The following is a 23,972-nucleotide window of genomic DNA, read 5'->3' on the forward strand; positions in this document are numbered from 1 at the left end:
CTAGATGCCCAAAATAGTTGTAATTATTCCGGCTTATAATGAAGAAGCCTCTATTCCTTATGTCATAAAAGAAATTCCTTCTATTGTTGATGAAATTATTGTTGTAAGCAACAATTCTACCGACAATACTGAAGAAAATGCAAGACAAGCTGGTGCTACAGTTTTGGTAGAACATCAAAAAGGGTATGGTTATGCATGCTTAAAAGGCATGGAATACATCGCTTCGACTTCGCTCAGCGACCAATCAAAAACACCTAATATTGTGGTTTTTTTAGATGGAGATTACAGCGACTATCCTGAAGAACTCACAAAAATTGTTCAACCTATTATAGACGAAAACATTGATTTTGTTGTTGGAGCACGTGTTAAAGAATTCCGAGAAGAAGGCTCTATGACTGGCCCTCAAATTTTTGGCAATTGGTTAGCTACCAGCTTAATGCGTCTATTTTTTAAATCTACCTTTACAGACCTTGGTCCTTTTAGAGCTATAAAATATGAAAAACTTCTAGCCCTAAAAATGGAAGATAAAACCTATGGCTGGACGGTTGAAATGCAACTAAAAGCATTAAAGCAAAAACTTAGCTATAGAGAGATTCCTGTAAAATATAAAAACAGAATAGGTGTCTCAAAAGTTTCAGGAACGGTAAAAGGTGCTATATTTGCAGGCGTAAAAATCTTAACATGGATTTTTAAATATAGTTTTAAGTGATTTACCTACACTACTTTATTATTGTTGTTTATACTATTGCTATCGTACTTATTTTTATGTACGCACTAGCTCAATTAAACCTTCTTTATAATTATTTGTCATCAAAAAAGAAACGCAATACTTGCGAAAAATTTGATCTCAATAATCCTGAAGAAGTACCTTACATTACTATACAGCTTCCTGTTTTTAACGAGATGTATGTGATGGAACGCTTACTAGACAACATTGCTTTACTAGACTATCCTAAGGATAAATTAGAGATTCAAGTATTAGACGATTCTACAGACGAAACGGTACATTCTACAAAAGCACATGTAGAAAAACTAGCTGCTACAGGTTTAGATATAAAACACATTACAAGAACCAATCGTGTTGGTTTTAAAGCTGGTGCCCTTAAAGAAGGTTTAGAAATCGCAAAAGGTGAATTTATTGCCATTTTTGATGCGGACTTCCTTCCAAAATCTAATTGGCTAAAACGCACAGTACCTTATTTTAAAGATGAAGAAATAGGTGTTGTACAAACACGTTGGGGACACATTAACAGAGACTACTCTTTATTAACCAGAATACAGGCATTTGCTTTAGATGCGCACTTTACTCTAGAGCAAGTAGGACGTAACAGTAAAGGTCATTTTATAAACTTTAATGGTACAGCTGGTATATGGAGAAAGGAATGTATTATTGATGCCGGAAACTGGGAAGGAGATACATTAACAGAAGATTTAGATTTAAGTTACAGAGCACAACTAAAAAACTGGAAGTTTAAGTACCTTGAAGATGTTGAAACTCCTGCTGAACTACCAATAGTTATTAGTGCTGCAAGATCACAACAATTCCGTTGGAATAAAGGTGGTGCAGAGAACTTCAGGAAAATGCTTTGGCGAGTTATTAAGTCTAAAAATATTTCGGCTAAAACGAAAGTACACGGTTTATTACACTTGCTAAACAGTTCTATGTTTTTAAGCATATTTGTTGTCGCTATTTTAAGCATACCAATGCTATACATTAAGAACGAATACGCACATTTAAGAGACTACTTCTACGTGATGAGTTTCTTTATAATGAGTACCATCATTTTCTTTGTATGCTACTGGTTTATGTACAAAAATATCTACGGAAGTGGTTTCAAAAAATTCTTTGGATATATTGGTATGTTCTTCACGTTTTTCTCAATTGCAATGGGCTTTTCACTTCATAACTCAATTGCAGTAATAGAAGGCCATATTGGTAAAAAGAGTGAATTTGTAAGAACACCAAAATTCAATATTAAGAAATTCAAAGACAACTGGAAAAACAATAAATACCTTAAGAAATCTTTATCTAAAAATGTGGTTTTAGAAGGCTTATTAATGCTGTATTTTGCATTTGGACTTTATAGCGCATTTATAGTTGGAGATCAAGGTGGAGACTTTGGATTGTTTCCTTTTCACTTAATGCTTTGTATTGGTTTTGGGTATGTGTTTTTTAAATCTTTAGGTTCTAAAGTATAAATACTACTCTCTATCTTCAAAAGGCACGATTGTCCCTTTTTCCAAATAATCTTTCAACCCTTTTAAGAGCATTGCCCAACAAAAGGATGAATGTTTAAAGTGTGTATTGCACTCTGGCCAATCTTTATGAAAAAAGTGAAGATATATTCCGTTGTTCTTCTCTTCCAGGTCAAAACCAAAGGTTGTAGGATTCCAATCATCATCAGATTTAGTCATTTTATAATGAATATGATGCCATTGCTTAGCACTTTTAACTTCTGCATACCAATTGTATTTATCTGTAAAATTAAAATTGTATTCCTCGCCTTCATTAGGAATTCCAGAACATTTTAATGGCCACCAATTTACCAAATGTTCTGGCTCTGTTACAGCTCTATATACACTGAATTTATCAGCATTAATCATAAAGTTGAAATAAATAGAATGGCTCATAACTCTACATTTTAATTCCTTTTAAAGTTATTATTCTTTTTTTATCTATAAGACATAGCAGATTTAAATAATTCTATCTTTGGATATATTATGCTTGAATTAGCCAATATTTACAAATACAAAAAGATAACATTAGCTTACATCTTAATAAGTTGTATGCTTTACATATGGTTTGCTTACTACACACAGCGAACCGATGCGTTACAACTCATTTTACTCTATGGCTGCTTATTTGTTATAGGTTACCAAATTTTGAAAACGTCTGGATTCTACTTTAGAATTTTGTTCATCGCGTCTATCTTATTCAGACTATTATTTCTATTTGCATTACCCAATTTATCACAAGATTTCTATCGGTTTATTTGGGATGGACACATGATTTTAGAAGGGCTCAATCCGTATTTGGACACACCAAATGTTATAATAAGTCAAGGTGAGACTAACATGCCTCTAGCGCAAGAACTGTATAATGGTATGGGTAAACTAAACGCCTCTCACTTTACCAATTACCCACCTTTAAATCAGTTGTGTTTTGCTCTTGGAAATCTATTTCCCGGAAACAGCATTTTAAGCTCTGTCGCAGGTATGAGACTTCTTATTATTGCTGCCGACATAGGAACACTCTATTTTGGAAAAAAGCTTTTAGAAGCCTTAAAATTACCTTCTAATCGAATCTTTTGGTACATCTTAAACCCATTTATCATCATAGAACTTACTGGTAACCTCCATTTTGAAGGTGTTATGATTTTCTTCTTAGTTTGGAGTTTATACTTGTTACATAAAGGCTATTGGAAATGGGCTGCTGTTGTCTTTGCTTGCTCTGTTTCTGTAAAACTGATTCCCTTGATGTTTTTGCCTTTGTTTTTTTGGTGGTTCACTTCGACTTCGCTCAGTGACCGAAAGAACAGCCAACATAAATGGATTAGCTACGCTGAACCTAATAATTTGTCTGCCTTCGCAGGTATGAAAAAACTAATTGTATTCTATACCATTGTTGGCATAACCTTAATTGCATTTTTCATCCCATTCTTTTCAATAGAATTTGTAGACAACTACTCTAAAACGGTCGGACTGTGGTTTAATAATTTTGAATTTAATGCCAGCATCTACTATGTATTAAGAGCTATTGGTTATGCTATTACTGGTTATAATGAAATTGGTATAATTGGTAAGATTCTGCCTCTAGTTTCAATTTTGGCAATTTTAGGCTTTTCCTTTTTTAAAAAAAATAATTCCATACCTAAACTTAGTACATCCATACTACTAGTTTTTACAATTTATCTTTTTTTAAGTACTACAGTACATCCTTGGTATATTGCTACTTTGGTAATGCTTTGCATATTCACTAACTACAGATACCCACTTATTTGGAGTGCAATTATAATCTTAAGCTACCTCTCTTACCTTGGTATTGGCACAGCAGATAAATCTGAAAACTTGTGGATTGTTGCTCTAGAATACTTCGTAGTATTTTCTGCATTCTTTTGGGAAGTTATTCTAAAAAAAAGACTGCCAATTTAATTAGCAGCCTCTTTAATATTACATCTTTTTAATCTTTATGATAGTGTACTTTTCGTACGTTTCTTTATACCCATATTCATCTTCCTCCTCGTAGGTTTCAATCTTATAGGTTATCTGAAAACGCTCACCTATCATATCATCCGATTTAAGGTTTACAGCTTTTAGTGCTTCAGGAGCAACATCATAAAAATACATGATATCTTCATCTTCCTCATCATCTTCGCCAGCCACTAAGAAGGCATAACCATCTTCTTCATCATAACCATCAAAAGTTGCTATTACAGTAACGGTTTCCTGGTCTTGTTTATCTTTTTTTGTATCTACTATTGCATTAACACTAAATGCCATTACTAAAAATACAAATACTACAAATTGTCTGTTTTTCATTTTTAATTGCTTTTTTACTTAAAACTCTATCTTACAACGTCTTGCTCAAGAATTTCTATTTATAATTTTATTTTGTAGTTGGGTATTTACCACCTCAAGCCCAAAACTTTTAGATCATTATCTGAGAGAATGATAACTGTGGTTTGTTGCGAAGAATACTATCTTGGTCTAAAACAATTTTAGAATAAACATATCTATGACTTCTACCAAAATTAGAATAATGATAATCCATTCTAATCGGCTACTTTCTCGATGATCCATAATATCTTTAAAGAGTTCTAAATTTTCTTTTATAATCTCTATTCTATCATGGATAACGTGGTAACGATCCTTAAGATCGAAAGTCTGTTTTAAATCTGAATTTAATTTGTTTAACTGCTCGTCTTCCCAGGTTATTTCTGGTGAATCAAAGATGTATAGGTTTTCAGAAATCTTGTTTTTAATGTTTAGGATTTTACCTATAAATCGTTTTAACTTATTTCCTGAAATATTTAGTTTTCCTCTGGCTTCTAAATACTTGGTGTGTTCGTTAGTTTCTATTAAAAGCGCTTCGGTTATTTCAGAAAAACGGTTTAGTGCTACAGATTGCGATGCATTAAGCATTACTAACCGTATCATTTCGCTATTAAAATCTGGCAATACTATACTTTCAAAATTAACCTGAAGTGTATTTGCTTGTATTTCTACATTAACTTCTTCAGAAATTTTATCTGCAAAGTAGGTATCGCACAATGGTTTAATAGTATCTAAAGCTTCATCTATTTCAGTTTTTGAAAGGTTAAAAAAACTGACCATCCCATACTGAAACAGATAGATATACTTGTCTTTTGAGTGTAAATAAAACAACTCATCACTATCTTGAAACAGCAACTGCCACTGCAATTGCTGTCTGCTCGCTTTTATATTGATAGTGTTTGCTACTTGATAAGCAACAACTGGTAACATTATGCTAAAAACATGTCTTTAGGTTCTTTAAAACTTTTGAACTCTAACATATAATCATTAGTATCTTTAATAAAAAATGAAAGATGTTCTCCGGTTTTTTCTTTTAAAAAAGTGGTTTTGGTTACAACTTCTAACGCTTGCTTTGTAAGCTTGGTATAGATTTTTTTCCAATTATCAACATCTACAATAACACCAAAATGGAAGGATGGTAAAATCTTACCTTCAAACACATAATTAGGGTTATTGAAGTTAAATTTTTCGGCTTTTATAAACGTAATTTGATGACCAAACAGATTTATATCTACCCAATTTTCTGAGGTTCTGCCTGCAGAAGCACCAATGTTATTGATGTAAAAGTCTTGAGTATCCTTTACACTCAAACACGGTAATGACATGTGAAATGACGTCTCCATAATTTAAGCATTAAACAATGTAACTTTATAGTATAAAGAAAGTTACAAAATAATTTAACACCAATTACATTTAGGCATCAAAATCATCAGCATCTTCATCTGCTGCCATTTCTGGGTCTTGTACTGCTTCTGGATCATCGTCTTCGAAATCTTCATAATCATCTTCATCATAATTCTCCATGGTTACAGCCAATTTGGTACTTACTTTTACCAAATACTTGGTATCTTCGGTAGTTACCTCAACAGCATCTACGACTTCATTTTTAGCATTTCTGAATGTAATAATGTGATCGTCGTCGTAACCGTCAGGATATTTCTCTACCAATAAAGCAAGAATTTCTGGCGTTAGTTTTTTAAAGTCTACAATGACACGTTTTAAATGTTGGTCTTTTCTGTTCATCTTGTAAGGTTGGATTTACATACCCAAAAGGTACGCAAAAATTAATGGAGCAACAATGGTTGCATCACTTTCTATGATAAATTTAGGTGTATTTATATCTAGTTTTCCCCAAGTTATTTTTTCGTTTGGCACTGCACCAGAATACGATCCGTAACTTGTTGTACTGTCGCTAATTTGGCAGAAATAACTCCAGAAAGGTGTGTCTGTACGCTCCATGTCCTGGTAAAGCATAGGCACTACACAGATTGGAAAATCTCCTGCAATACCTCCACCAATTTGGAAGAAACCTATACCTTTTTCTGAATTCTCAGTGTACCAATCTGCTAAGAACATCATATACTCAATACCAGATTTCATAGTGCTTGCCTTAAGCTCGCCTTTTAGCACATAGCTTGCAAAAATATTACCCATAGTACTGTCTTCCCATCCTGGGCAAACAATAGGCAAGTTCTTTTCGGCTGCTGCGTACATCCAAGAATCCTTTAGATCTATTTCGTAGTATTCTTCTAAAACACCAGACAATAACAGTTTGTACATATACTCGTGTGGTAAGTAACGTTCACCTTTAGCTTCTGCGTCTTTCCAAATCTTAACGATATGTTCTTGTATACGTCTAAATGCTTCCTCTTCTGGAATACAAGTATCTGTAACTCGGTTTAGTCCTTTTTCTAACAAATCCCATTCGTCTTGAGGAGTTAAATCGCGATAGTTAGGCACACGTTTGTAATGGCTATGTGCTACCAAATTCATGATATCTTCCTCAAGGTTTGCACCTGTACAAGATATGATGTGTACTTTATCTTGACGAATCATCTCAGCAAAAATCTTACCTAATTCTGCAGTACTCATAGCACCAGCCAAAGACACTAACATTTTAGCACCATTGTTAAGCTGATCCTCATAACCCTTAGCTGCATCAACCAAAGCTGCTGCGTTAAAGTGCAGGTAATACTTCTCTATAAATTGTGTAATATGTCCTTTATTAGTACTCATCTTCATCATTAAATTTAGAAAATTTATTGTTTCCGTTTGAAGTTGTATTGAAATTACTTTCAAAATCGTCTTCTACATCCTCACCTTGAAATTTATAGCTCAACATTTTGTAATACAATTTTGCGGCTAAAAAGTCTGAAGACTTTTCGTTTTCATTTGGGCAAAGCTCAACAATATCGAAACCTACAACATTCTTTTCTTCAAACACCTGCTTTAAAAACTCTAGTGTTTCGTACCATAATAAACCTCCTGGTTCTGGTGTTCCAGTGCTTGGCATAATTGAAGGATCGAAAGCATCTAAATCGAACGTAATAAATACGTTGTCTGACATTTGATCTATTGCAGAATCCATCCAGTTATCATCTACAGCCATCTCATGCGCAAAGTATGTTTTTTCTTCGTCCATCACTGTTTTCTCAATAGCATCCATGGAACGAATACCAACCTGAATAAGGTTCGTGGTTTGGCTCGCCTCATACACAGCACAAGCATGGTTGCACTTAGAACCTTCGTAACTTTCGCGAAGATCTGCATGCGCATCAATATGCAACACAGTTAAATCTTCAAACATTTCGTTGAAAGCTCTAATAGTACCAATAGATATTGAATGTTCACCACCAAAAACGGTTACAAATTTGTTCTTTTTTATAAACTTTTTGGTTGCTTGGTGCACTGCTTCTACCATTGCTTCAGGCGACGCATCTTCTGTTACTGCATCTGCTAAGTGAATACCTTGAAGGTATACCTCAGAATCTGTTTCGATATCGTACAATTCCATGTTTTCTGAAGCGTGTAAAAATGCTTCTGGACCTTTATCAGCTCCTTTTTGCCATGTACTTGTACCATCGTAAGGTACTGGGATTAAAACAATCTTTGATTGATCTAATTTTGAATGCTCTGCTGGAATGCCAGCGTAAGTTTTTGTTTTCATTTTTTTAATTCCTGAAAGGGAAATTTGTTATTTATTCTATTGTTTATTTTTATTTCAAATTAGGTTTCGACTACTTCGTAGTGTGCTATCAATCAAAATACATTTTGATTTCAACCAATGCTCAACCTGACATTCTTAATCTTTCTTATTTAATTCTGAAATCTTTTAGTAGCCTAAAATATTCAGTAAATCTTCACTTTTTTGTTGTTCTGCAAAAACTTCGGTTGTTAAATTTCCGTTATCATCGCATTGTATTAGTATATGTTTTGGGCTTGGTATTAAACAGTGTTGCAATCCGCCAAAACCTCCAATGGTTTCTTGATATGCACCTGTATTAAAGAAGCCTATATACAATGGTTTGTCTTTGTGATACTTTGGTAAATATATAGCATTGACGTGTTGTTCACTATTGTAATAATCATCACTATCGCAAGTTAACCCACCAAGCAATACACGCTCGTAACCTTCTTGCCAACGGTTGATTGGCAACATTATAAAGCGTTTGTTTATAGCCCAAGTATCTGGTAACGTTGTAATGAAAGATGAGTTGATCATATTCCATTTTTCACGATCGTTTTGTTGCTTTTGGTAAAGTACTTTGTAAATAGCTCCTCCACTTTCACCTACCGTAAAACTTCCAAATTCTGTAAAAATATTTGGTACATCTACGTCTTCTTCCTCGCAAACGGTTTTTATTTGGTTTACAATTTCATCTACCATATAAGCATAATCAAAATCGAAAGCCAGAGAGTTTTTAATTGGGAAGCCTCCACCAATATTCAAACTATCTAAAGATGGACAAATCTTCTTTAAAGAGGTATATACCTTTAGACATTTTGTGAGCTCATTCCAATAATAAGCGTTATCTCTAATACCTGTATTGATAAAGAAATGCAGCATCTTAAGCTCTACTTGCTCGTTATTCTGAATCTGATTTTTGTAAAATGGCACAATATTTTTGTAACCAATGCCTAGGCGTGAAGTGTAAAACTCAAACTTTGGCTCTTCTTCCGACGCAATTCTTATACCTACTTTAAACTTACCATTGATTTCTTCGGTAAGCAAATCTAACTCTTCATAGTTGTCTATGATTGGTATGCAGTTTTGATGACCTCCGTTAATTAAATCGGCAATATTGTTAATGTATTTTTCGCGCTTAAAACCGTTACTAATTACAAAGGTTTCATCTGTAATTTTCCCTTCTTTCTTTAGGCTATTTACAATATCAATATCAAAAGCCGAAGAGGTTTCAATATGAATATTGTTTTTTAAACCTTCGTCTAATACATGCTTAAAGTGCGAACTTTTAGTACAGTAACAGTAGTTGTATGTACCACTATAATTGTGTTTTGCAAAAGCATCTGCAAACCATGTTTTGGCACGCTGAATGTTATTAGAAATTTGCGGCAAATAGGTAAACTTCAATGGTGCTCCGTATTGCTCAATTAATTTCATTAGGTCTATACCATGAAATTGCAGTGTGTTTTCCTCTAGATAAAATTCTTCTTGAGGAAAGTAAAAGGATTGATCGATAAGATCAATGTATTTTGTATTCATTTTAGTTTTATTCTCGGTTGTTTTTCAGAAAAAATAAAGGTATAAAGTTATAGGCTTAATTAATGTTAACTCTATATCAAATCTGAAACTGGCTTTGTGTAGTTGGTACAAAAGCGTATATATGCTGGCTAGCAGCTATTGGAGAAACGGAAGTTAGCTTTAAATTTCGGACGCTTATCTTATAAGCTGCTTTTGAATATGACTTCCTAATTTTCAAAAGCCCGAACGTAAAAACAGTTTTCAATGTGTTCAGCTAAATCTAGAACCTGTTGTGTTAGTGATTCTAAATTTCGCAGCAAATGTATACTATTTTTTAATACGCAAAACTTTTTTATTGTTTTTTGAAAATATTTTTAACCTTATTGAAAAAAAACCTATTTACTAAGCTGATAAACAATAGATTATTTTTTACTATTTTAACGCTATGAATACAGAATTACCTAAATTACAACTTATTAACCTCACCCATAAAGGAAGACAAAATCTAGGCTTAAAATTTAAATACAATGAGGATTTATTGACTATAGTTCGAAAAATTCCATTAGCAAAATGGAGCAAAACTCATAGGCTATGGTATATGCCTCTATCTTCTGATAATATTAGTCTTGTAAAAAAAAGGTTCTGCAATGTTGCGGAAATAAAAAACAAAGGTCTTAGAAAACAAACGGATACAAATGGTGCTATTTCTAAACCCGAGCGTCAACTAAATGCTACACAAAAGAAAATACTCAATAATTTTTATAAATACCTTAGAGGCAAACGTTACAGCAAAAGCACTATAGACACATATACGTTTTATATTGCAGATCTCATTGAGTTTCATAACTCTAAAGGTGTTGAGAATATAACCAACAGAGATATCGAATTATTTATAGAAACTGTATTTATAAATCGTAACTACAGCATTAGTACCCAACGCCAATTTATAAGTGCCGTTAAGGTTTTTAAGGCATTTTACCCTGAAATAGAACTTAATGAAATGCACTTAGTAAGACCTAAAAAATCTAAAAAAATACCGACTGTTTTGTCTCAGAATGAAGTTTTAGATCTCATTAGGTGCACCAAAAACCTTAAACACAGAGCTATTATTACTTTGTTATATTCTTGTGGTTTGCGCGTGAGTGAGCTTATTAATTTAAAACTAACTGATATAAATATAGACCGAAAGCAGCTACATGTTAAAAACAGTAAAGGTAGAAAGGATCGTTTGGTGAGTTTGGCTGATAGTTTTTTACCATTGCTTTCTAATTACTATCTGAGCTATAATCCAAAAACATATTTTGTAGAGGGTGCTAATGGTGGAAAATATAGCGCTGAAAGCATAAGACAATTTATAAAAAGAAGTTGCAAAAGCGCCAACATTAGTAAGACTGTAACGCCACACACATTAAGACACAGCTATGCCACACATCTATTAGAAAATGGTACTGACATTAGATATATACAATCTTTACTTGGTCATAGTAGACCAGAGACCACAATGATTTATACACATGTACAGCGTAAAGATTTAATGAAAATTACTAATCCATTGGATACTATTATACAAAAGACATTGCGACAGGATAATACAAGCTCAAAACTTGGTTTATCCCGTGATTTTAACAATTAAATCCATATATTCGTTGAGATATAACAAGTTGGCAACAAGCTGAAAAATGAGATTTACATTGACAATTTTAGTTCTGATTTTATGCTTTTCGTCTTGTAAAAAAGATGCGGAAAGAAAAACTGAATTAAAAGCCGAATCAAATAAACCAAAAGTTGAACCGAGTGAAAAAATTGACTTATCAAAAGTTCCTGATTCTTTAGAATTAGTTACTGACAAAAATCTGAAAGGAGATTTTAACGGAGATAACAAAACTGACTTCGCTTCTATCGTAAAAAATAAAATCAATCAAAAAATAGGAGTTTTAATACTTCACAATTCTGTAAATTACGAAAGCTACGTTTTCGGAGCAGGAAAAGAAGTGTCTGAAATGACAGACTTGGATTGGATTGAAGTTTTTGAAATGTTACCAAAAGGAAAAACTGTATCACCGACTTTAGTTGCCGAAGAAACAGGAGATATAATCGGACAAGACGAAAGCAAAAATTTCAAACTTATTGGAAACGGAATTTATATGAGCGTTGAGGAATCTCACGGTGGCGGAATTATATTTTGGAACGGAAAAGAATATCAATGGTATCATATAGAATAAAAAGCCAGTTGCCAACAATGTATAACCGCAATTACGGCGGATTCGACTGCGTCCGAATCCACTCGGAATTGCTAACGTCAGTGCTTAACCGAAAATTATTAACTTTAAAACCGTAACTGACGGTTATACGAGACCGTTGTGGGTAATATAAAAAAAATGACGAGTAAATATTAAAATGGAAAACAAACTTGAGTTAAAAACAATAAGTGAATTAAATCAATTTTCATTTTTTATACCATCTTACCAAAGAGGTTATAAATGGACTAAAAAAGAGGTAAATGACCTACTTAATGACATAAACGAATTTAAACCTCGAGTTATTGACAACACGGACGACAAAACCTGGTATTGTCTTCAACCAATAGTTATTAAAAGCCGAGAAACAAAGGCTCATTCATATGAAGTTATTGACGGTCAACAACGCTTAACAACTATATACTTGATTTTGCACTATTTAAATCAAGACTTTATTGAAAGTAGAAGAGAAAAAATATTTCATATAGACTATCAAACTCGTTTAGGTACATCTGATTTTCTTGATAAACTTGAAGAAAATAAAATAAATGATAGCAACGTTGATTTCTACCATATTTCCCATGCTTATCAAACTATTTGCAGTTGGTTCGAAAAGAGAAAAGTAAACTTTGACAAACAAGAATTTGGTTCAAAATTTAAATATCATTCAAAAGTAATTTGGTATGAATCCCAAACTGAAAATCCAATTTCAATATTTACTAGGATTAATATAGGAAAAATTCCATTGACAAATAGTGAATTGATAAAAGCTCTCTTCTTAAATAGTTCAAATTTTATTGGATCAAACCCAGAACAGCTGAGATTAAAGCAACTTGAAATAGCAACAGAATGGGATAATATTGAACATGGACTTCAAGAAGATAGATTTTGGTACTTCCTAACTGGTCAAAATACTCAAACAAACCGAATTGAATTCATATTCAATTTAATGAATCAAGATAAAGACGAAAATGATCCTTATGCAACTTTTAGGTATTTCACCAAACTATTTAGAAATAGTAATCAAAAAACAATTGAAACTAACTGGCAACAAATAAAAAGGTATTATCAAAGATTTAGTGAGTGGTTTAATAAACGTGAATGGTATCATAAAATCGGATTTTTAGTAACCATCAATGAAATCTCAATCAGTAAATTATATTCAGAATCAAGTAATCTTTCAAAAGTTGAATTTAGTTCTTATTTAGATGACTTGATAGTAAAATCAATGAAAGACTTGGTTATTGAAGACTTACAATATCAAGATAAAAAAGAAGTACGTAAAACTTTACTTCTTTACAATATTATTACAATGCTCAATAGCCCTAAAGATAACTCTTATTTTCCTTTTCATTTATTCAAGAATGAAAGTTGGGATATTGAACATATTACATCTATAAAAGACACAGTCCCAGATAAAAATAGAGAACATTGGCTTAATGATGCAAAAGTCTTTATTGATGTATCTAAAAAAGAAGGCACCAAGCTACTCAAGAGATCTGAACAGTGTAATGTTAATAATGAAGATGAATTCAAAGAATTATTTGAAGATATTGTTTCGCACTTTAATTCAGATCTTGGTGATGATGCTATAAATGATATTTCTAATCTTACACTTCTTGATTCCCAAACTAATCGTGGATATAAAAATGCTGTATTTCCTCTAAAAAGAAAAACAATTATTAATCGTGATAAATCAGGTGTTTTTATTCCAATTTGTACTAAAAATGTATTTCTAAAATATTTTAGTGAATATCCACCGAAAATCTCATTTTGGACTGAAGAAGATCGTAAAAATTATGAAACAGACTTGTATTCTGTTTTGGACAAATATTTAACAATAAATGAGTAATCAAGAGAATTATACTGGACGCATTCTAAACTTTAATGATTTGATCAATGAACATTCCATTCAGATTCCTATCATACAAAGGGATTATGCTCAAGGAAGAAAAAATCAGAAAGAAGTAAGAGACAACTTCCTTAACGCAATTTTTAATTGTCTAAAAAATAATGAGCCCATAAAACTTGATTTCATTTATGGAAGTGTTGTGGATTCAAAATTCCAGCCTTTGGATGGGCAACAAAGATTAACAACTCTTTTTTTACTTCATTGGTATGGAGCTACAAAAGAAGAATTACTATCAAGTAAAAATATAGGTGATTTGCTACAGAAATTCACGTACGAAACCCGTATATCTTCACGTGAATTTTGTCAAGTTTTAGTTAGAGAATCAATCAAAGTATTAAATTCTGAGCAAATATTAAGTGAAACAATTATTGATAAAAATTGGTTCTTTTTATCGTGGAAAAATGACCCTACAATTGACTCAATGCTTAGAAGCATTGATGCAATTCATGAAAAATTTTATGAAATCGATAACCTTTGGGAGAAATTAAAATCTAATCTTATTCAATTCTATTTTGTAGAACTAGAGAATATGGGATTAACAGATGACCTATATATTAAAATGAATGCAAGAGGTAAACTTTTAACACCTTTTGAGAATTTTAAAGCAGGATTTCAAAAAAAAATAATTGATGAAAATTGGGAGAATGGTGTGGATATGAAAGATCAATTTGGGGTTAAAATTGATAATGACTGGACTGACTTTTTCTGGGATTATTTTAGAAAAAACAACACAATCGATGATGCTCAAATAAGGTTTGTTAGTGCTATTGCAATGACAATGTCATCAGTAGAAAGAATCAATTCAACTGACGTTAGAATCGATTTAATTAACCAATTGCAAGAAGAACCAAGTAAAGTTCGCCCTTCGCACTTTACAAAAAGAGCTTTTGATTTTCTTGTTTCAACTTTGGACATATATCATGAAAGGCTATTTCTACATGATTACTTATCCGACAAATTACCTTTTCCTTTATGGAGACATTCACCAAAAGGGTCTTTTCTTTCAATGATTGTGCATGAAGATAATGCCACTTCTACTCTTCAAAGAAATAGTGCCACATATACTCAAAAAGTTTTGTTTTTTGCAGAGTCTGTTTATTACAGAAAAAACGATGAAAAAAATAAAGAAACTTACGAAGATTGGATGCGAGTAGTTAGAAACATTGTTTCAAGAGGTGATGTAGAAAAAGATGGTTCAAGACCAGATATAGTGAGAAGTCCACAATCTTTTGATGGTGTCATAAATCTAATCAATGAATTATCAAATGGTTGCCAAAACATATATCAATTTCTTAATCAACAACCAAATCTAAAATCACAATATGCAAAAGATCAAATTAATGAAGAGATTGAAAAGGCAAGGTTAATTTGTTTCGATCCAAACTACAGAAATATCATTTTTAAAGCTGAAGACAATGAACTATTGAGAGGTAAAATAAGTTTCATTTTTCACTGTATTAATTATGACTTTAATCCTTTGAATTTTGATTCTATTAAGTTTTCAAAAATCGCAGATGTAATTAATAATTATTTTGGTAATGAAAAAAGCTTAAACAACAGTATCAGAAGAGCAATGTTGACTATTGAAGTCAATGGCAATTATGAATTCTATTCTTACTGGTGGTCATATTGGCATATAGGCAATGCAACTAAAAGAAGACTATTTGACAAATTCAGAGAAATAGAATATTGTATCAACGATGAATATTACAGAGAATATTTTAAAAAGTTTATTTTGCAACTAATATTAAAAACCCCTCAACAAATTGCACAGGATTTTATTCCTTCCGAGAATTTCCCAAACTGGAAAAAGCGGTTGATTAAAGAATCAAATCTATTGGATAATAATAACAAAACAAATCATATTGCTATTGCAGAAGACAATTCACATTGTTATTTATTGAAAAGTAAAAGACCACGTGAAATAGAAGGCAATATAAAAATACAATAAATACTACCCACAACAATGGCTATAAGTAATTGCTTGTTCTCGCCTACTTCTGAATATCCTTGCGGATTTTCAGTTTGGTGTGTACTTGCAAAGTTAAGTGCTAAACCACGCAACTACTCATAGCCGAGACCGTTGGGTTTAATGCTGGAGCAAGTTTGCGGATTGAAAAAAAGCCTGGTTTATTTTTCGATTTTTTTTTAGAATTTTAAGATAGATAAATCCGAAAAATTGTGTGCGGAATTTCAAAAAATTTCGGAATTACCACTCAAACGTGGAATGAAATACACCAACGGAATTGCTTACTCAAACTCTGAATTAAATTACGGTTGACTTTTTAGTCTGTTTGCACAATCGGAACTGGAATAACAACGCTGGAATTGCTCACTCAAATCTGAATTAAAAAAAGGTCGGAATTTGAGCAAGTTTGCGGATTAATTTAAAGCGAAAATTAACGAAATATGAATAAAAAGCTGACCGAAAAAAACAAAAAACGGAATGAATTATAAAAGCACTAAAACCCAACAACGTGTATAATTCATTACGGCGGAATTTCCTATCGGAAATTCCAATCATTTTTGCTATCTTTCGTTATTAATCGGAAAAATCCGCTGGATTTTCCCGTAACGAAATCATACACAAACACGTTGTTACCACACATTTGCCAAAAATGACGAAAAAACAACGAAAAATATTTTATGCTATAATTTTCATTTTAGGAATTTCATTAATGATTTGGCAAATCAAAATATATCGGAATACTATAATTGACTTACCAATCTTAATCGGAATTATTCTTGCTACTGGCATTGTCGCCTTTATAGTGGACTATAAAAATTATGGAAAAACATACGACTACGAAGGAATTGGACTTTACCTTTATTCTGGAATGCAATATATAATTGGATTTGGGTTTATTGCTTGCTCAATTTTCACACTATCGAATTACTATTTTGCTGAATCGAACACCAAAACCGAATCTTATGAAATTATTGACCGAACTTGGATACAAGGCGGAACGAAATACAGAAGGAATAAAAAACAACCTGTATTCACAATAAACTACGAAGGAAAAAATAAAGAACTCGTTTTTAATTCAAAATACTATGAAAAAATGGAACTTTATAAAAGTGTTGAATTTGAAACAAGAGAAGGTTTATTTGGATTTAAAATATTGGAAAACAAAAAACTGAATGAATAAAAACGTGTGGTAACAACGTGTGTAATTAATTGCGGCTGAAATTCCTCTCGGAATTTCAATCTTATTAATTATCTTTGGTTTACGGCGGAAAATGACTGCGTCCTTTCCCGCAACAAATCATACACAAGACCGTTAACTTTAATTCTGGAGCAAGTTTGCGGTTTAAAAAAAGCCTAGTTTATTTTTCGATTTTTTTTTGAATTTTAAGGTAGCTAATTCAAAAAACTAGAAGAAATCCGCCTCAAAAAGCACCTTAAAGTGCTTTAAAATCTTAGATTTCACTTCTTCTTCATCTACCTTATCTACACCAAGCTCGTTATTTAAAGAGGTTACTGCTTTACCTCGTATACCACAAGGAATTATATTATCAAAATAGCCTAAGTCTGCATTGACATTTAATGCAAAACCATGCATAGTAACCCAACGACTGGCACGCACTCCCATAGCACAAATTTTTCGAGCAAATGGAGTGCCAACATCTAACCACACACCTGTTTCACCAGGACTACGCTCAGTTTTTAAACCATACTCTGTCAGCGTGAGGATAATAATTTCTTCTAAAAACCGTAAGTACTTGTGTATATCTGTAAAGAAATTGTCTAGATCTAAAATAGGATAACCTACAATTTGCCCAGGACCATGATAGGTAATATCTCCACCTCTATTAATCTTATAGAATGTAGCTCCCTTTTCAACAAGTTGCTCTTCTGAGAGTAACAGATTGGACAAATCTCCACTCTTACCTAGAGTGTAGACATGCGGATGCTCTACAAACAGAAAATGGTTGTCCGTTTCTAAACCAGCATTTTCTCGCCTATTCTTAATCTTAGTGTCTAAGATGGCTTTAAAAAGGGTTTCCTGATAATCCCAAGTTTCTTTAAAATCTTTTAAGCCTAAATCTTGAAGTTTTACTTTTTTATTCATCAACAAATTTCACGTTCACATCTAGTAACCTTGGGTTTTTAAGATACTCTACCCAACTTGTTTTGTAAGTTACTGTTTTTCTATCATCAGAAAACTCAACACCTTCAATATCGATAGACTTTACTACTTTAGGAAAGGTTAATTTTACATTGTAAAAAGAACCTTCAAAATATTCTATGAACTGTTGGTTGCTCTCATCGGTTTCATCAAAAAGCTCATCTATAGCCTCATCTGTTTCTTCATCTAATAGTTTTATAGTTGTAGTTCTAGAAAAGCCTCCATCGGTAAAGGTATAAGCTACATTACTGTTTTCATTACCCATAAATTCGCCTAACGGAGAGTTATCTTTCATTGCACCTACTTGATCACCTTGTGCGTTTAAGCTTTGTATTTTCTTAAACCTCTCATTCATATCTTTAAGCTCATCAATAGACTCAAAATCCATTCCCATACCAAAATTCATTATTCCTTCATCTTCATTAATATGCATTTTCATATACATATCTCTTACAGCCTCCATAGCTAATCGCTTGTCTTCTGGTAAAGCCGCTACACTATCTTTGTAGGTTTCCATTATGTCTGCAAATACTATAGTGGTGTCCATAATTTCGCCTCCTTCTTTTTTCTCTTTGTTTTCTTCATCTCCCATTGCTTTGGACATAGCTTTTATAGCATCACCCATTTCATAGGTAGCTAAAAACTGGCCCGAACCATCTTGATTAAAAACAATAGACTCCGTAACATTACAACTTGCTATAAAACAAGCTAAAATGACAAGTAGGATTACTTTTTTCATGTACTTTAATTTGATTTATTAAAGCACAAAGATACGGATTTATCGTTCAGGATTATTGAGAATTACCAAAGCTGCGATAACTCCAGGAACCCATCCGCAGAAGAACAATATAAAGGTAATAAGAAACGACCCACAACCCTTATCTACAACAGCTAAAGGTGGAAAAATAACAGCTAAAATAACACGCCAGACACTCATAATTTCGTTTGATGATTTGATGTACTTGTAGGACGTAATCTTGTTAAAATTGTTACACTTATTAAAATGAAGCTGTTAGAATTTTATAAAATTGTGTAGATTCGTTTTATGCAATTACGATGTCTTATAGCATTATTAATTTTTTCTTGGTGTTGTGAAGCACAATATTCATTCTCTGGTTATACCAATCCAGATGAGTGGCAAAAAATCGTGTACCTTTCTATTGTAGAAGATTACCGTAAAATGTCTGGTGTGTATTCAGAGCAAATCATTGCAAAAACATCAGCAGATGAAACTGGATACTTTGAGTTTAAAGGTGATATGCTGAGTACCGAAAATCGTATCTATCGTATCCATGTAGATAAGTGTACTGAAACGCAACAGGATGTCAACCACTTTAACGGTCATTGCAGTGATAGTGAAGAGTTACTCTTTATTGCCAAAAATACGGACACTCTAAAACTACCTTTTTCGTTTGGTAACCAGGTATTTTGTAAAGTAGAATCTAATAATCCCAAGGCCAATGCGTTCTTAAAGATAGATTCGCTTAAAAACGATATGCGTTTTGCTTATGGTGAAGTACGAAGTGAAGCCAACCGAAAGCTGAATAATAAAAAGTGGTTTACAACACTGCAAGACTACGGAACTGCCTTAAACGAGCCTGTAGCAGAACTCGCCATTTATGCCTATTTATCGGATAGAAGCAGTGATTTACACAGCTATTATGTTGAAGATTTGCAAAATAATTCCTATTACGACAATCTTAAGGAACGCTTGGAAACTGCATATCCTAACGCACCATACACAGCGCAATACAGAAATGAATTAGCGGCTGACCGTTTTATGCTGGCATCGGCTGAAGAAGATGTAAATACCTCATTTGATATTTACTTATACGCTGTGCTTACCCTTTCTTTTTTCTTGAATTTGTTTCTTCTCTACCGAATGTGGAAAAACAAGCACTCTAAAACCGAAGATTTAAAATCTAAATTATCTAAACAAGAGCAAGTTGTTTTAGAACATTTATTACAAGATAAAAGCAATAAGGACATTGCTGAAGCACTTTTCTTAAGCGTTAGCACCATAAAAACACATACTAATAACATTTACAAGAAGTTGGAAGTGCAATCTAGAGACGATGTTAAGTCTTTATTTACTAAATAGTTACAAAATTCAACCTTGGTACTAGTACCAATTTCAAACCTCTTATTTCTCAAATTTTCGTTTCTAAGTTTGAAGTTTGCTTCAGTATTAATCAAAAATTTTTAAAACTATGAGACGAACAGTAAACACTATTCTAATTTTAATTCTGTCTGTAGGATTATTTAATGCAACTTCAAACAAAGTTGAAAGTAAGCCAAGTAAAGTAGCCATCATTTCATTTGAAACGGAGGTCATTGATTATGGAACTATTGAACAACATTCCGATGGCGAACGATTGTTTGCTTTTACCAATGAAGGTGACGCTCCTTTATTGATTACAAATGTAAAAACCAGTTGTGGTTGTACTGTACCAAGCTATTCAAAAGAACCTATTTTACCTGGGAAATCTGGAGAATTAAAAATTAAGTACGATACCAAAAGACTTGGTGCCTTTACAAAAACTATTACAGTAACCTCTAATGCTGAAGGTGGTAACAAAATCTTAAAAATTAAAGGGAATATAATAGCTTCTAAGTAATTTGAAACACACTTAATTTAAGGCTGTTTAAAAAGTAAGAAATCTGTCAAGCTGAATTTATTTCAGAATCTTAAAACACAGGTTTTACAATTGTTTTAGAATCTGAATCAAGTTCAGATTAACAAAACAAACTCTTTTCAAACAGCCTTATTTCTTTGTTTTATACTTTAAATAAATAACGTAATTTTGCCGTCTTAAATGAATAAAAAAATGCAACTTTCAGAACAAGAATTAGTAAGACGCCAAAAGTTAGAAAAACTTCGTGCTTTAGGGATTAATCCTTATCCAGCCGATTTATACCCAGTTACGCACACTTCCAAACAGATAAAAACTGATTACGAAGAAGGTAAACAGGTAGTTGTTGCTGGTCGTCTAATGGCTATTAATGTTCAAGGAAAGGCTTCTTTTGCACAGTTACAAGATAGCGAAGGACGTATCCAAGTATATTTTAACAGAGACGAAATTTGCCCAGGCGAAGACAAATCGTTGTACAACGATGTCTTTAAGAAGTTAATCGATTTAGGCGATTTTGTTGGTATTGAGGGCGAACTATTCACCACCAAAGTTGGCGAAAAAACAGTGATGGTAAAACAGTTTAAACTATTAAGCAAAGCTTTAAAACCATTACCAATCCCAAAACAAAAAGACGGAAAAACCTACGACGCATTTACAGACCCAGAGCAACGTTACAGACAACGTTATGCAGATTTGGCTGTAAATCCGCACGTAAAGGATGTGTTTGTAAAGCGTACAAAATTGTTTAACGCTATGCGTCAATTTTTTAATGATGCTGGTTATTTTGAAGTTGAAACGCCAATCTTACAACCAATTCCTGGTGGTGCAGCTGCGAGACCGTTTGTAACGCATCACAATACTTTAGACATTCCGTTGTATATGAGAATCGCCAACGAGCTTTACTTAAAGCGTTTAATCGTTGGTGGTTTTGAAGGTGTGTATGAGTTCTCTAAAAACTTCCGTAACGAAGGTATGGACAGAACCCATAATCCTGAGTTTACAGCAATGGAAATCTACGTTGCCTACAAGGATTACAACTGGATGATGGACTTCTGCGAAAAGTTATTAGAGCATTGTGCCATTGCAGTTAATGGGACTTCTGAAGCAACATTTGGCGAACACAAAATTAACTTTAAAGCACCATACAAGCGTATTTCTATGCGTGATTCTATTTTAGAATTTACAGGTTTTGACATCTATGGTAAAACTGAAGCTGAAATTAGAACTGCAGCCAAAGACATGGGTATTGAAGTTGACGACACCATGGGTAAAGGCAAATTGATTGATGAGATTTTTGGTGAAAAATGTGAAGGCAACTACATACAACCAACATTCATTACAGACTACCCTAAAGAGATGAGTCCGTTGTGTAAAGAGCATAGAGAAAACCCTGAGTTAACAGAGCGTTTCGAGCTTATGGTTTGTGGTAAAGAAATCGCAAATGCGTATTCTGAGCTTAACGACCCTATAGACCAACGCGAGCGTTTTGAGCACCAATTAAAACTAGCTCAAAAAGGTGATGATGAAGCTACAGAGTTTATTGATTTTGACTTTTTACGTGCTTTAGAATATGGTATGCCACCAACATCTGGAATGGGAATTGGTATGGATCGTTTAATTATGTTCCTAACCAATAACCAAAGTATACAAGAGGTATTGTTCTTCCCACAGATGCGACCAGAGAAAAAGAAAGTGGATTTAAGCGATAACGAAAAAGCCATTTTTGAAATTCTTAAAAAAGAGCAACGCATGAACTTAAATGAGCTTAAGTTACAATCTGGCTTAAGCAATAAGGGTTGGGACAAAGGCATAAAAGGCTTAGGAAAACACGGCTTAACTAAAGTTGAAAAAACTGATGAAGGGTTATTTGTTGAGATGGTTTAGAACTCAAGAAATATTATATAATTTAAAAAAGGATTTATCTTTAGGTAAATCCTTTTTTTATTTAAAATCAACTCATTTTATTTTACAACTTGCTGATTACAGCTTTTTTAGTATTTTCACAATCGCTATGAATCAGTCACTTATTAAAAAATGAAAAAACTTACCCTTTTAATCCTAACATTTTTTGTTGTTCTTTCTTGTAACAATGATGATGATGATACGGTAGCTGCATGTTTAGAAATAACAAATGTTACAGCGAATAGCATTACCACTTCTTCTGCAATAATTAATTGGACAGACCCAAATGAAGCAAGTTCTTATATTGTTGAATATGGCGAATCAGGTTTTGTTTTGGGCTCAGGCTCCACAATAGATGCAACGTCCTCATCCGTAACTTTATCTAGTTTAGAAGCAGAAACAACTTATGATGTTTATATCATAGCAATTTGCTCTACGAATAACACAAGTTTATATTCAGACGTCTTAAGTTTTACAACAGAAACTTTACCTGTAGTACCAGAGTTTAGACCTAATCTTTCTGAATTAAATTTATTTTCAGGCAATCTTGGAGATTTAAACATTTCATCGAAAGCATTTAAATATGAACTTAACACACAATTATTCACGGATTATGCGCACAAGCAACGCTTAATTGCTTTACCTGAAAATACAACGTTGCAATACGATGGTGATGGTTTGCCTATTTTCCCTGACAACACTGTTATTGCCAAAACTTTTTACTACAATGTTGATGAGCGTGATTTATCACTTGGTAGAATAATTATTGAAACTCGTGTACTCATAAAAATTAATGGATTATGGGAAACTGGTGATTACAAATGGAATGCAGCACAAAATGAAGCTACATTAGATTTAAACGGCAGTATTGTTCCTGTAACCTGGATAGATGTTGAAGGTACAACCAACTCATCTAACTATAAAATACCATCTAACACAGATTGTTTTACATGTCATAACACTTACGATGTTACAACACCAATAGGTCCAAAACTCAGAAACATGAACTTTGTGGTTAATGGAGTAAATCAACTCGATAATTTTATCAATAATCAACACTTAACCGGAGTATCAAGCAGCTCTGAAGTCTCTTCTATAGTTAATTGGCAGGATACCTCAGCACCTCTCGAGGATAGAGCCAGATCTTATTTAGACATCAACTGTGCGCATTGCCATATAGAAGGCGGTGATTGTGGCAACCAGTCTATTTTAAGATTGGCTTACGAGACATCCTTGAACGATTCTAAAATAGCTGAAAGAAAGGTGAGTATTTCTCTTAGAATATCAGAATATAACGAAGGGTTTAGTATGCCTTACATTGGCACAACTATGATTCACTCAGAGGGTGTAGAACTTATTAGAGATTACCTAGATACGCTAGAATAACGAAAAACTTGCGTT

At 33.0% G+C, this 23,972-nt stretch carries 23 protein-coding genes; 12 read left to right on the forward strand and 11 right to left on the reverse strand.

Going from position 1 to position 23,972, the window contains the following annotated elements; translation table 11 throughout:
- The first annotated feature begins 4 nt into the window (after nucleotides 1-4).
- Nucleotides 5-709, forward strand: a complete 705-nt coding sequence (locus tag V1468_RS01640) for a glycosyltransferase family 2 protein (RefSeq protein WP_331808517.1) — start codon at nucleotides 5-7, stop codon at nucleotides 707-709.
- A 56-nt stretch (nucleotides 710-765) separates the two neighbouring features.
- Complete coding sequence (locus tag V1468_RS01645) at nucleotides 766-2,199, forward strand: cellulose synthase family protein (protein WP_408647352.1); 1,434 nt, start codon at nucleotides 766-768, stop codon at nucleotides 2,197-2,199.
- A gap of 3 nt (nucleotides 2,200-2,202) precedes the next feature.
- On the opposite strand, the gene V1468_RS01650 is transcribed toward V1468_RS01645, so the two are convergent.
- Nucleotides 2,203-2,631, reverse strand: coding sequence for an SRPBCC family protein (locus V1468_RS01650; protein WP_331808518.1), 429 nt, complete (start codon nucleotides 2,629-2,631; stop codon nucleotides 2,203-2,205).
- Nucleotides 2,632-2,721: 90 nt separating this feature from the next.
- Between V1468_RS01650 and V1468_RS01655 the strand changes: the two genes are divergently transcribed.
- On the forward strand, nucleotides 2,722-4,152 hold the full coding sequence (locus tag V1468_RS01655) for a mannosyltransferase (protein ID WP_331808519.1): 1,431 nt from the start codon (nucleotides 2,722-2,724) through the stop codon (nucleotides 4,150-4,152).
- An 18-nt stretch (nucleotides 4,153-4,170) separates the two neighbouring features.
- Here V1468_RS01655 and V1468_RS01660 read toward each other — a convergent pair whose 3' ends face one another.
- The 7 genes from V1468_RS01660 to V1468_RS01690 all read right to left on the reverse strand — a co-directional run bounded on the left by V1468_RS01660 (nucleotide 4,171) and on the right by V1468_RS01690 (nucleotide 9,778).
- The gene (locus V1468_RS01660; protein WP_331808520.1) at nucleotides 4,171-4,539 is read right to left on the reverse strand and encodes a hypothetical protein; all 369 of its coding nucleotides are present in this window, start codon (nucleotides 4,537-4,539) and stop codon (nucleotides 4,171-4,173) included.
- 168 nt (nucleotides 4,540-4,707) lie between these two features.
- Nucleotides 4,708-5,484 (reverse strand): RMD1 family protein, encoded by a 777-nt coding sequence (locus tag V1468_RS01665; protein WP_278004332.1) that lies wholly within the window; start codon nucleotides 5,482-5,484, stop codon nucleotides 4,708-4,710.
- Nucleotides 5,484-5,897 (reverse strand): VOC family protein, encoded by a 414-nt coding sequence (locus V1468_RS01670; RefSeq protein WP_331808521.1) that lies wholly within the window; start codon nucleotides 5,895-5,897, stop codon nucleotides 5,484-5,486. Before V1468_RS01670 ends, V1468_RS01665 begins: the two co-directional genes overlap by 1 nt.
- Before the next feature lie 70 nt (nucleotides 5,898-5,967).
- Complete coding sequence (locus V1468_RS01675) at nucleotides 5,968-6,297, reverse strand: hypothetical protein (protein ID WP_331808522.1); 330 nt, start codon at nucleotides 6,295-6,297, stop codon at nucleotides 5,968-5,970.
- Nucleotides 6,298-6,312: 15 nt separating this feature from the next.
- Nucleotides 6,313-7,290, reverse strand: a complete 978-nt coding sequence (locus V1468_RS01680) for a deoxyhypusine synthase family protein (protein ID WP_331808523.1) — start codon at nucleotides 7,288-7,290, stop codon at nucleotides 6,313-6,315.
- Entirely contained in the window at nucleotides 7,280-8,221 is a 942-nt protein-coding gene (gene speB, locus V1468_RS01685; RefSeq protein WP_331808524.1) for an agmatinase, read from the reverse strand. Before speB ends, V1468_RS01680 begins: the two co-directional genes overlap by 11 nt.
- 165 nt (nucleotides 8,222-8,386) lie before the next feature.
- The gene (locus V1468_RS01690) at nucleotides 8,387-9,778 is read right to left on the reverse strand and encodes an arginine decarboxylase (RefSeq protein WP_331808525.1); all 1,392 of its coding nucleotides are present in this window, start codon (nucleotides 9,776-9,778) and stop codon (nucleotides 8,387-8,389) included.
- A 424-nt stretch (nucleotides 9,779-10,202) separates the two neighbouring features.
- Between V1468_RS01690 and xerA the strand changes: the two genes are divergently transcribed.
- The 5 genes from xerA to V1468_RS01715 all read left to right on the forward strand — a co-directional run bounded on the left by xerA (nucleotide 10,203) and on the right by V1468_RS01715 (nucleotide 17,055).
- The gene (gene xerA, locus V1468_RS01695) at nucleotides 10,203-11,390 is read left to right on the forward strand and encodes a site-specific tyrosine recombinase/integron integrase (RefSeq protein ID WP_331808526.1); all 1,188 of its coding nucleotides are present in this window, start codon (nucleotides 10,203-10,205) and stop codon (nucleotides 11,388-11,390) included.
- Nucleotides 11,391-11,436: 46 nt separating this feature from the next.
- Nucleotides 11,437-11,979 carry a hypothetical protein gene (locus tag V1468_RS01700; protein ID WP_331808527.1) on the forward strand — a complete coding sequence of 181 codons (543 nt, stop codon included), beginning with the start codon at nucleotides 11,437-11,439 and terminating at the stop codon, nucleotides 11,977-11,979.
- Between the two features lie 175 nt (nucleotides 11,980-12,154).
- Nucleotides 12,155-13,846, forward strand: coding sequence for a DUF262 domain-containing protein (locus V1468_RS01705; RefSeq protein WP_331808528.1), 1,692 nt, complete (start codon nucleotides 12,155-12,157; stop codon nucleotides 13,844-13,846).
- A complete protein-coding gene (locus V1468_RS01710; RefSeq protein ID WP_331808529.1) occupies nucleotides 13,839-15,857 on the forward strand; it encodes a DUF262 domain-containing protein in 2,019 nt (672 codons plus the stop codon). The genes V1468_RS01705 and V1468_RS01710 overlap by 8 nt, the downstream gene beginning before the upstream one ends.
- A gap of 667 nt (nucleotides 15,858-16,524) precedes the next feature.
- Nucleotides 16,525-17,055 (forward strand): hypothetical protein, encoded by a 531-nt coding sequence (locus tag V1468_RS01715; protein ID WP_331808530.1) that lies wholly within the window; start codon nucleotides 16,525-16,527, stop codon nucleotides 17,053-17,055.
- Between the two features lie 225 nt (nucleotides 17,056-17,280).
- On the opposite strand, the gene lipB is transcribed toward V1468_RS01715, so the two are convergent.
- The 3 genes from lipB to V1468_RS01730 are packed head-to-tail and all read right to left on the reverse strand — an operon-like array spanning nucleotide 17,281 to nucleotide 18,973.
- A complete protein-coding gene (gene lipB / locus V1468_RS01720) occupies nucleotides 17,281-17,979 on the reverse strand; it encodes a lipoyl(octanoyl) transferase LipB (protein WP_331808531.1) in 699 nt (232 codons plus the stop codon).
- Nucleotides 17,972-18,775, reverse strand: coding sequence for a hypothetical protein (locus V1468_RS01725; RefSeq protein ID WP_331808532.1), 804 nt, complete (start codon nucleotides 18,773-18,775; stop codon nucleotides 17,972-17,974). The genes lipB and V1468_RS01725 overlap by 8 nt, the downstream gene beginning before the upstream one ends.
- A gap of 39 nt (nucleotides 18,776-18,814) precedes the next feature.
- Entirely contained in the window at nucleotides 18,815-18,973 is a 159-nt protein-coding gene (locus V1468_RS01730; protein ID WP_331808533.1) for a YqaE/Pmp3 family membrane protein, read from the reverse strand.
- Nucleotides 18,974-19,081: 108 nt separating this feature from the next.
- On the opposite strand from V1468_RS01730, the gene V1468_RS01735 reads away from it, so the two are divergent.
- From V1468_RS01735 to V1468_RS01750, 4 genes are all read left to right on the forward strand, one after another.
- Nucleotides 19,082-20,137, forward strand: a complete 1,056-nt coding sequence (locus V1468_RS01735) for a response regulator transcription factor (RefSeq protein WP_331808534.1) — start codon at nucleotides 19,082-19,084, stop codon at nucleotides 20,135-20,137.
- A gap of 109 nt (nucleotides 20,138-20,246) precedes the next feature.
- Nucleotides 20,247-20,654, forward strand: coding sequence for a DUF1573 domain-containing protein (locus V1468_RS01740; RefSeq protein ID WP_331808535.1), 408 nt, complete (start codon nucleotides 20,247-20,249; stop codon nucleotides 20,652-20,654).
- A 210-nt stretch (nucleotides 20,655-20,864) separates the two neighbouring features.
- Complete coding sequence (gene lysS, locus V1468_RS01745; RefSeq protein WP_331808536.1) at nucleotides 20,865-22,553, forward strand: lysine--tRNA ligase; 1,689 nt, start codon at nucleotides 20,865-20,867, stop codon at nucleotides 22,551-22,553.
- A 150-nt stretch (nucleotides 22,554-22,703) separates the two neighbouring features.
- Nucleotides 22,704-23,957 carry a fibronectin type III domain-containing protein gene (locus tag V1468_RS01750; protein WP_331808537.1) on the forward strand — a complete coding sequence of 418 codons (1,254 nt, stop codon included), beginning with the start codon at nucleotides 22,704-22,706 and terminating at the stop codon, nucleotides 23,955-23,957.
- Nucleotides 23,958-23,972 lie beyond the last annotated feature (15 nt).

The organism is Winogradskyella poriferorum, assembly GCF_036553625.1.
Lineage (GTDB): Bacteria > Bacteroidota > Bacteroidia > Flavobacteriales > Flavobacteriaceae > Winogradskyella > Winogradskyella poriferorum.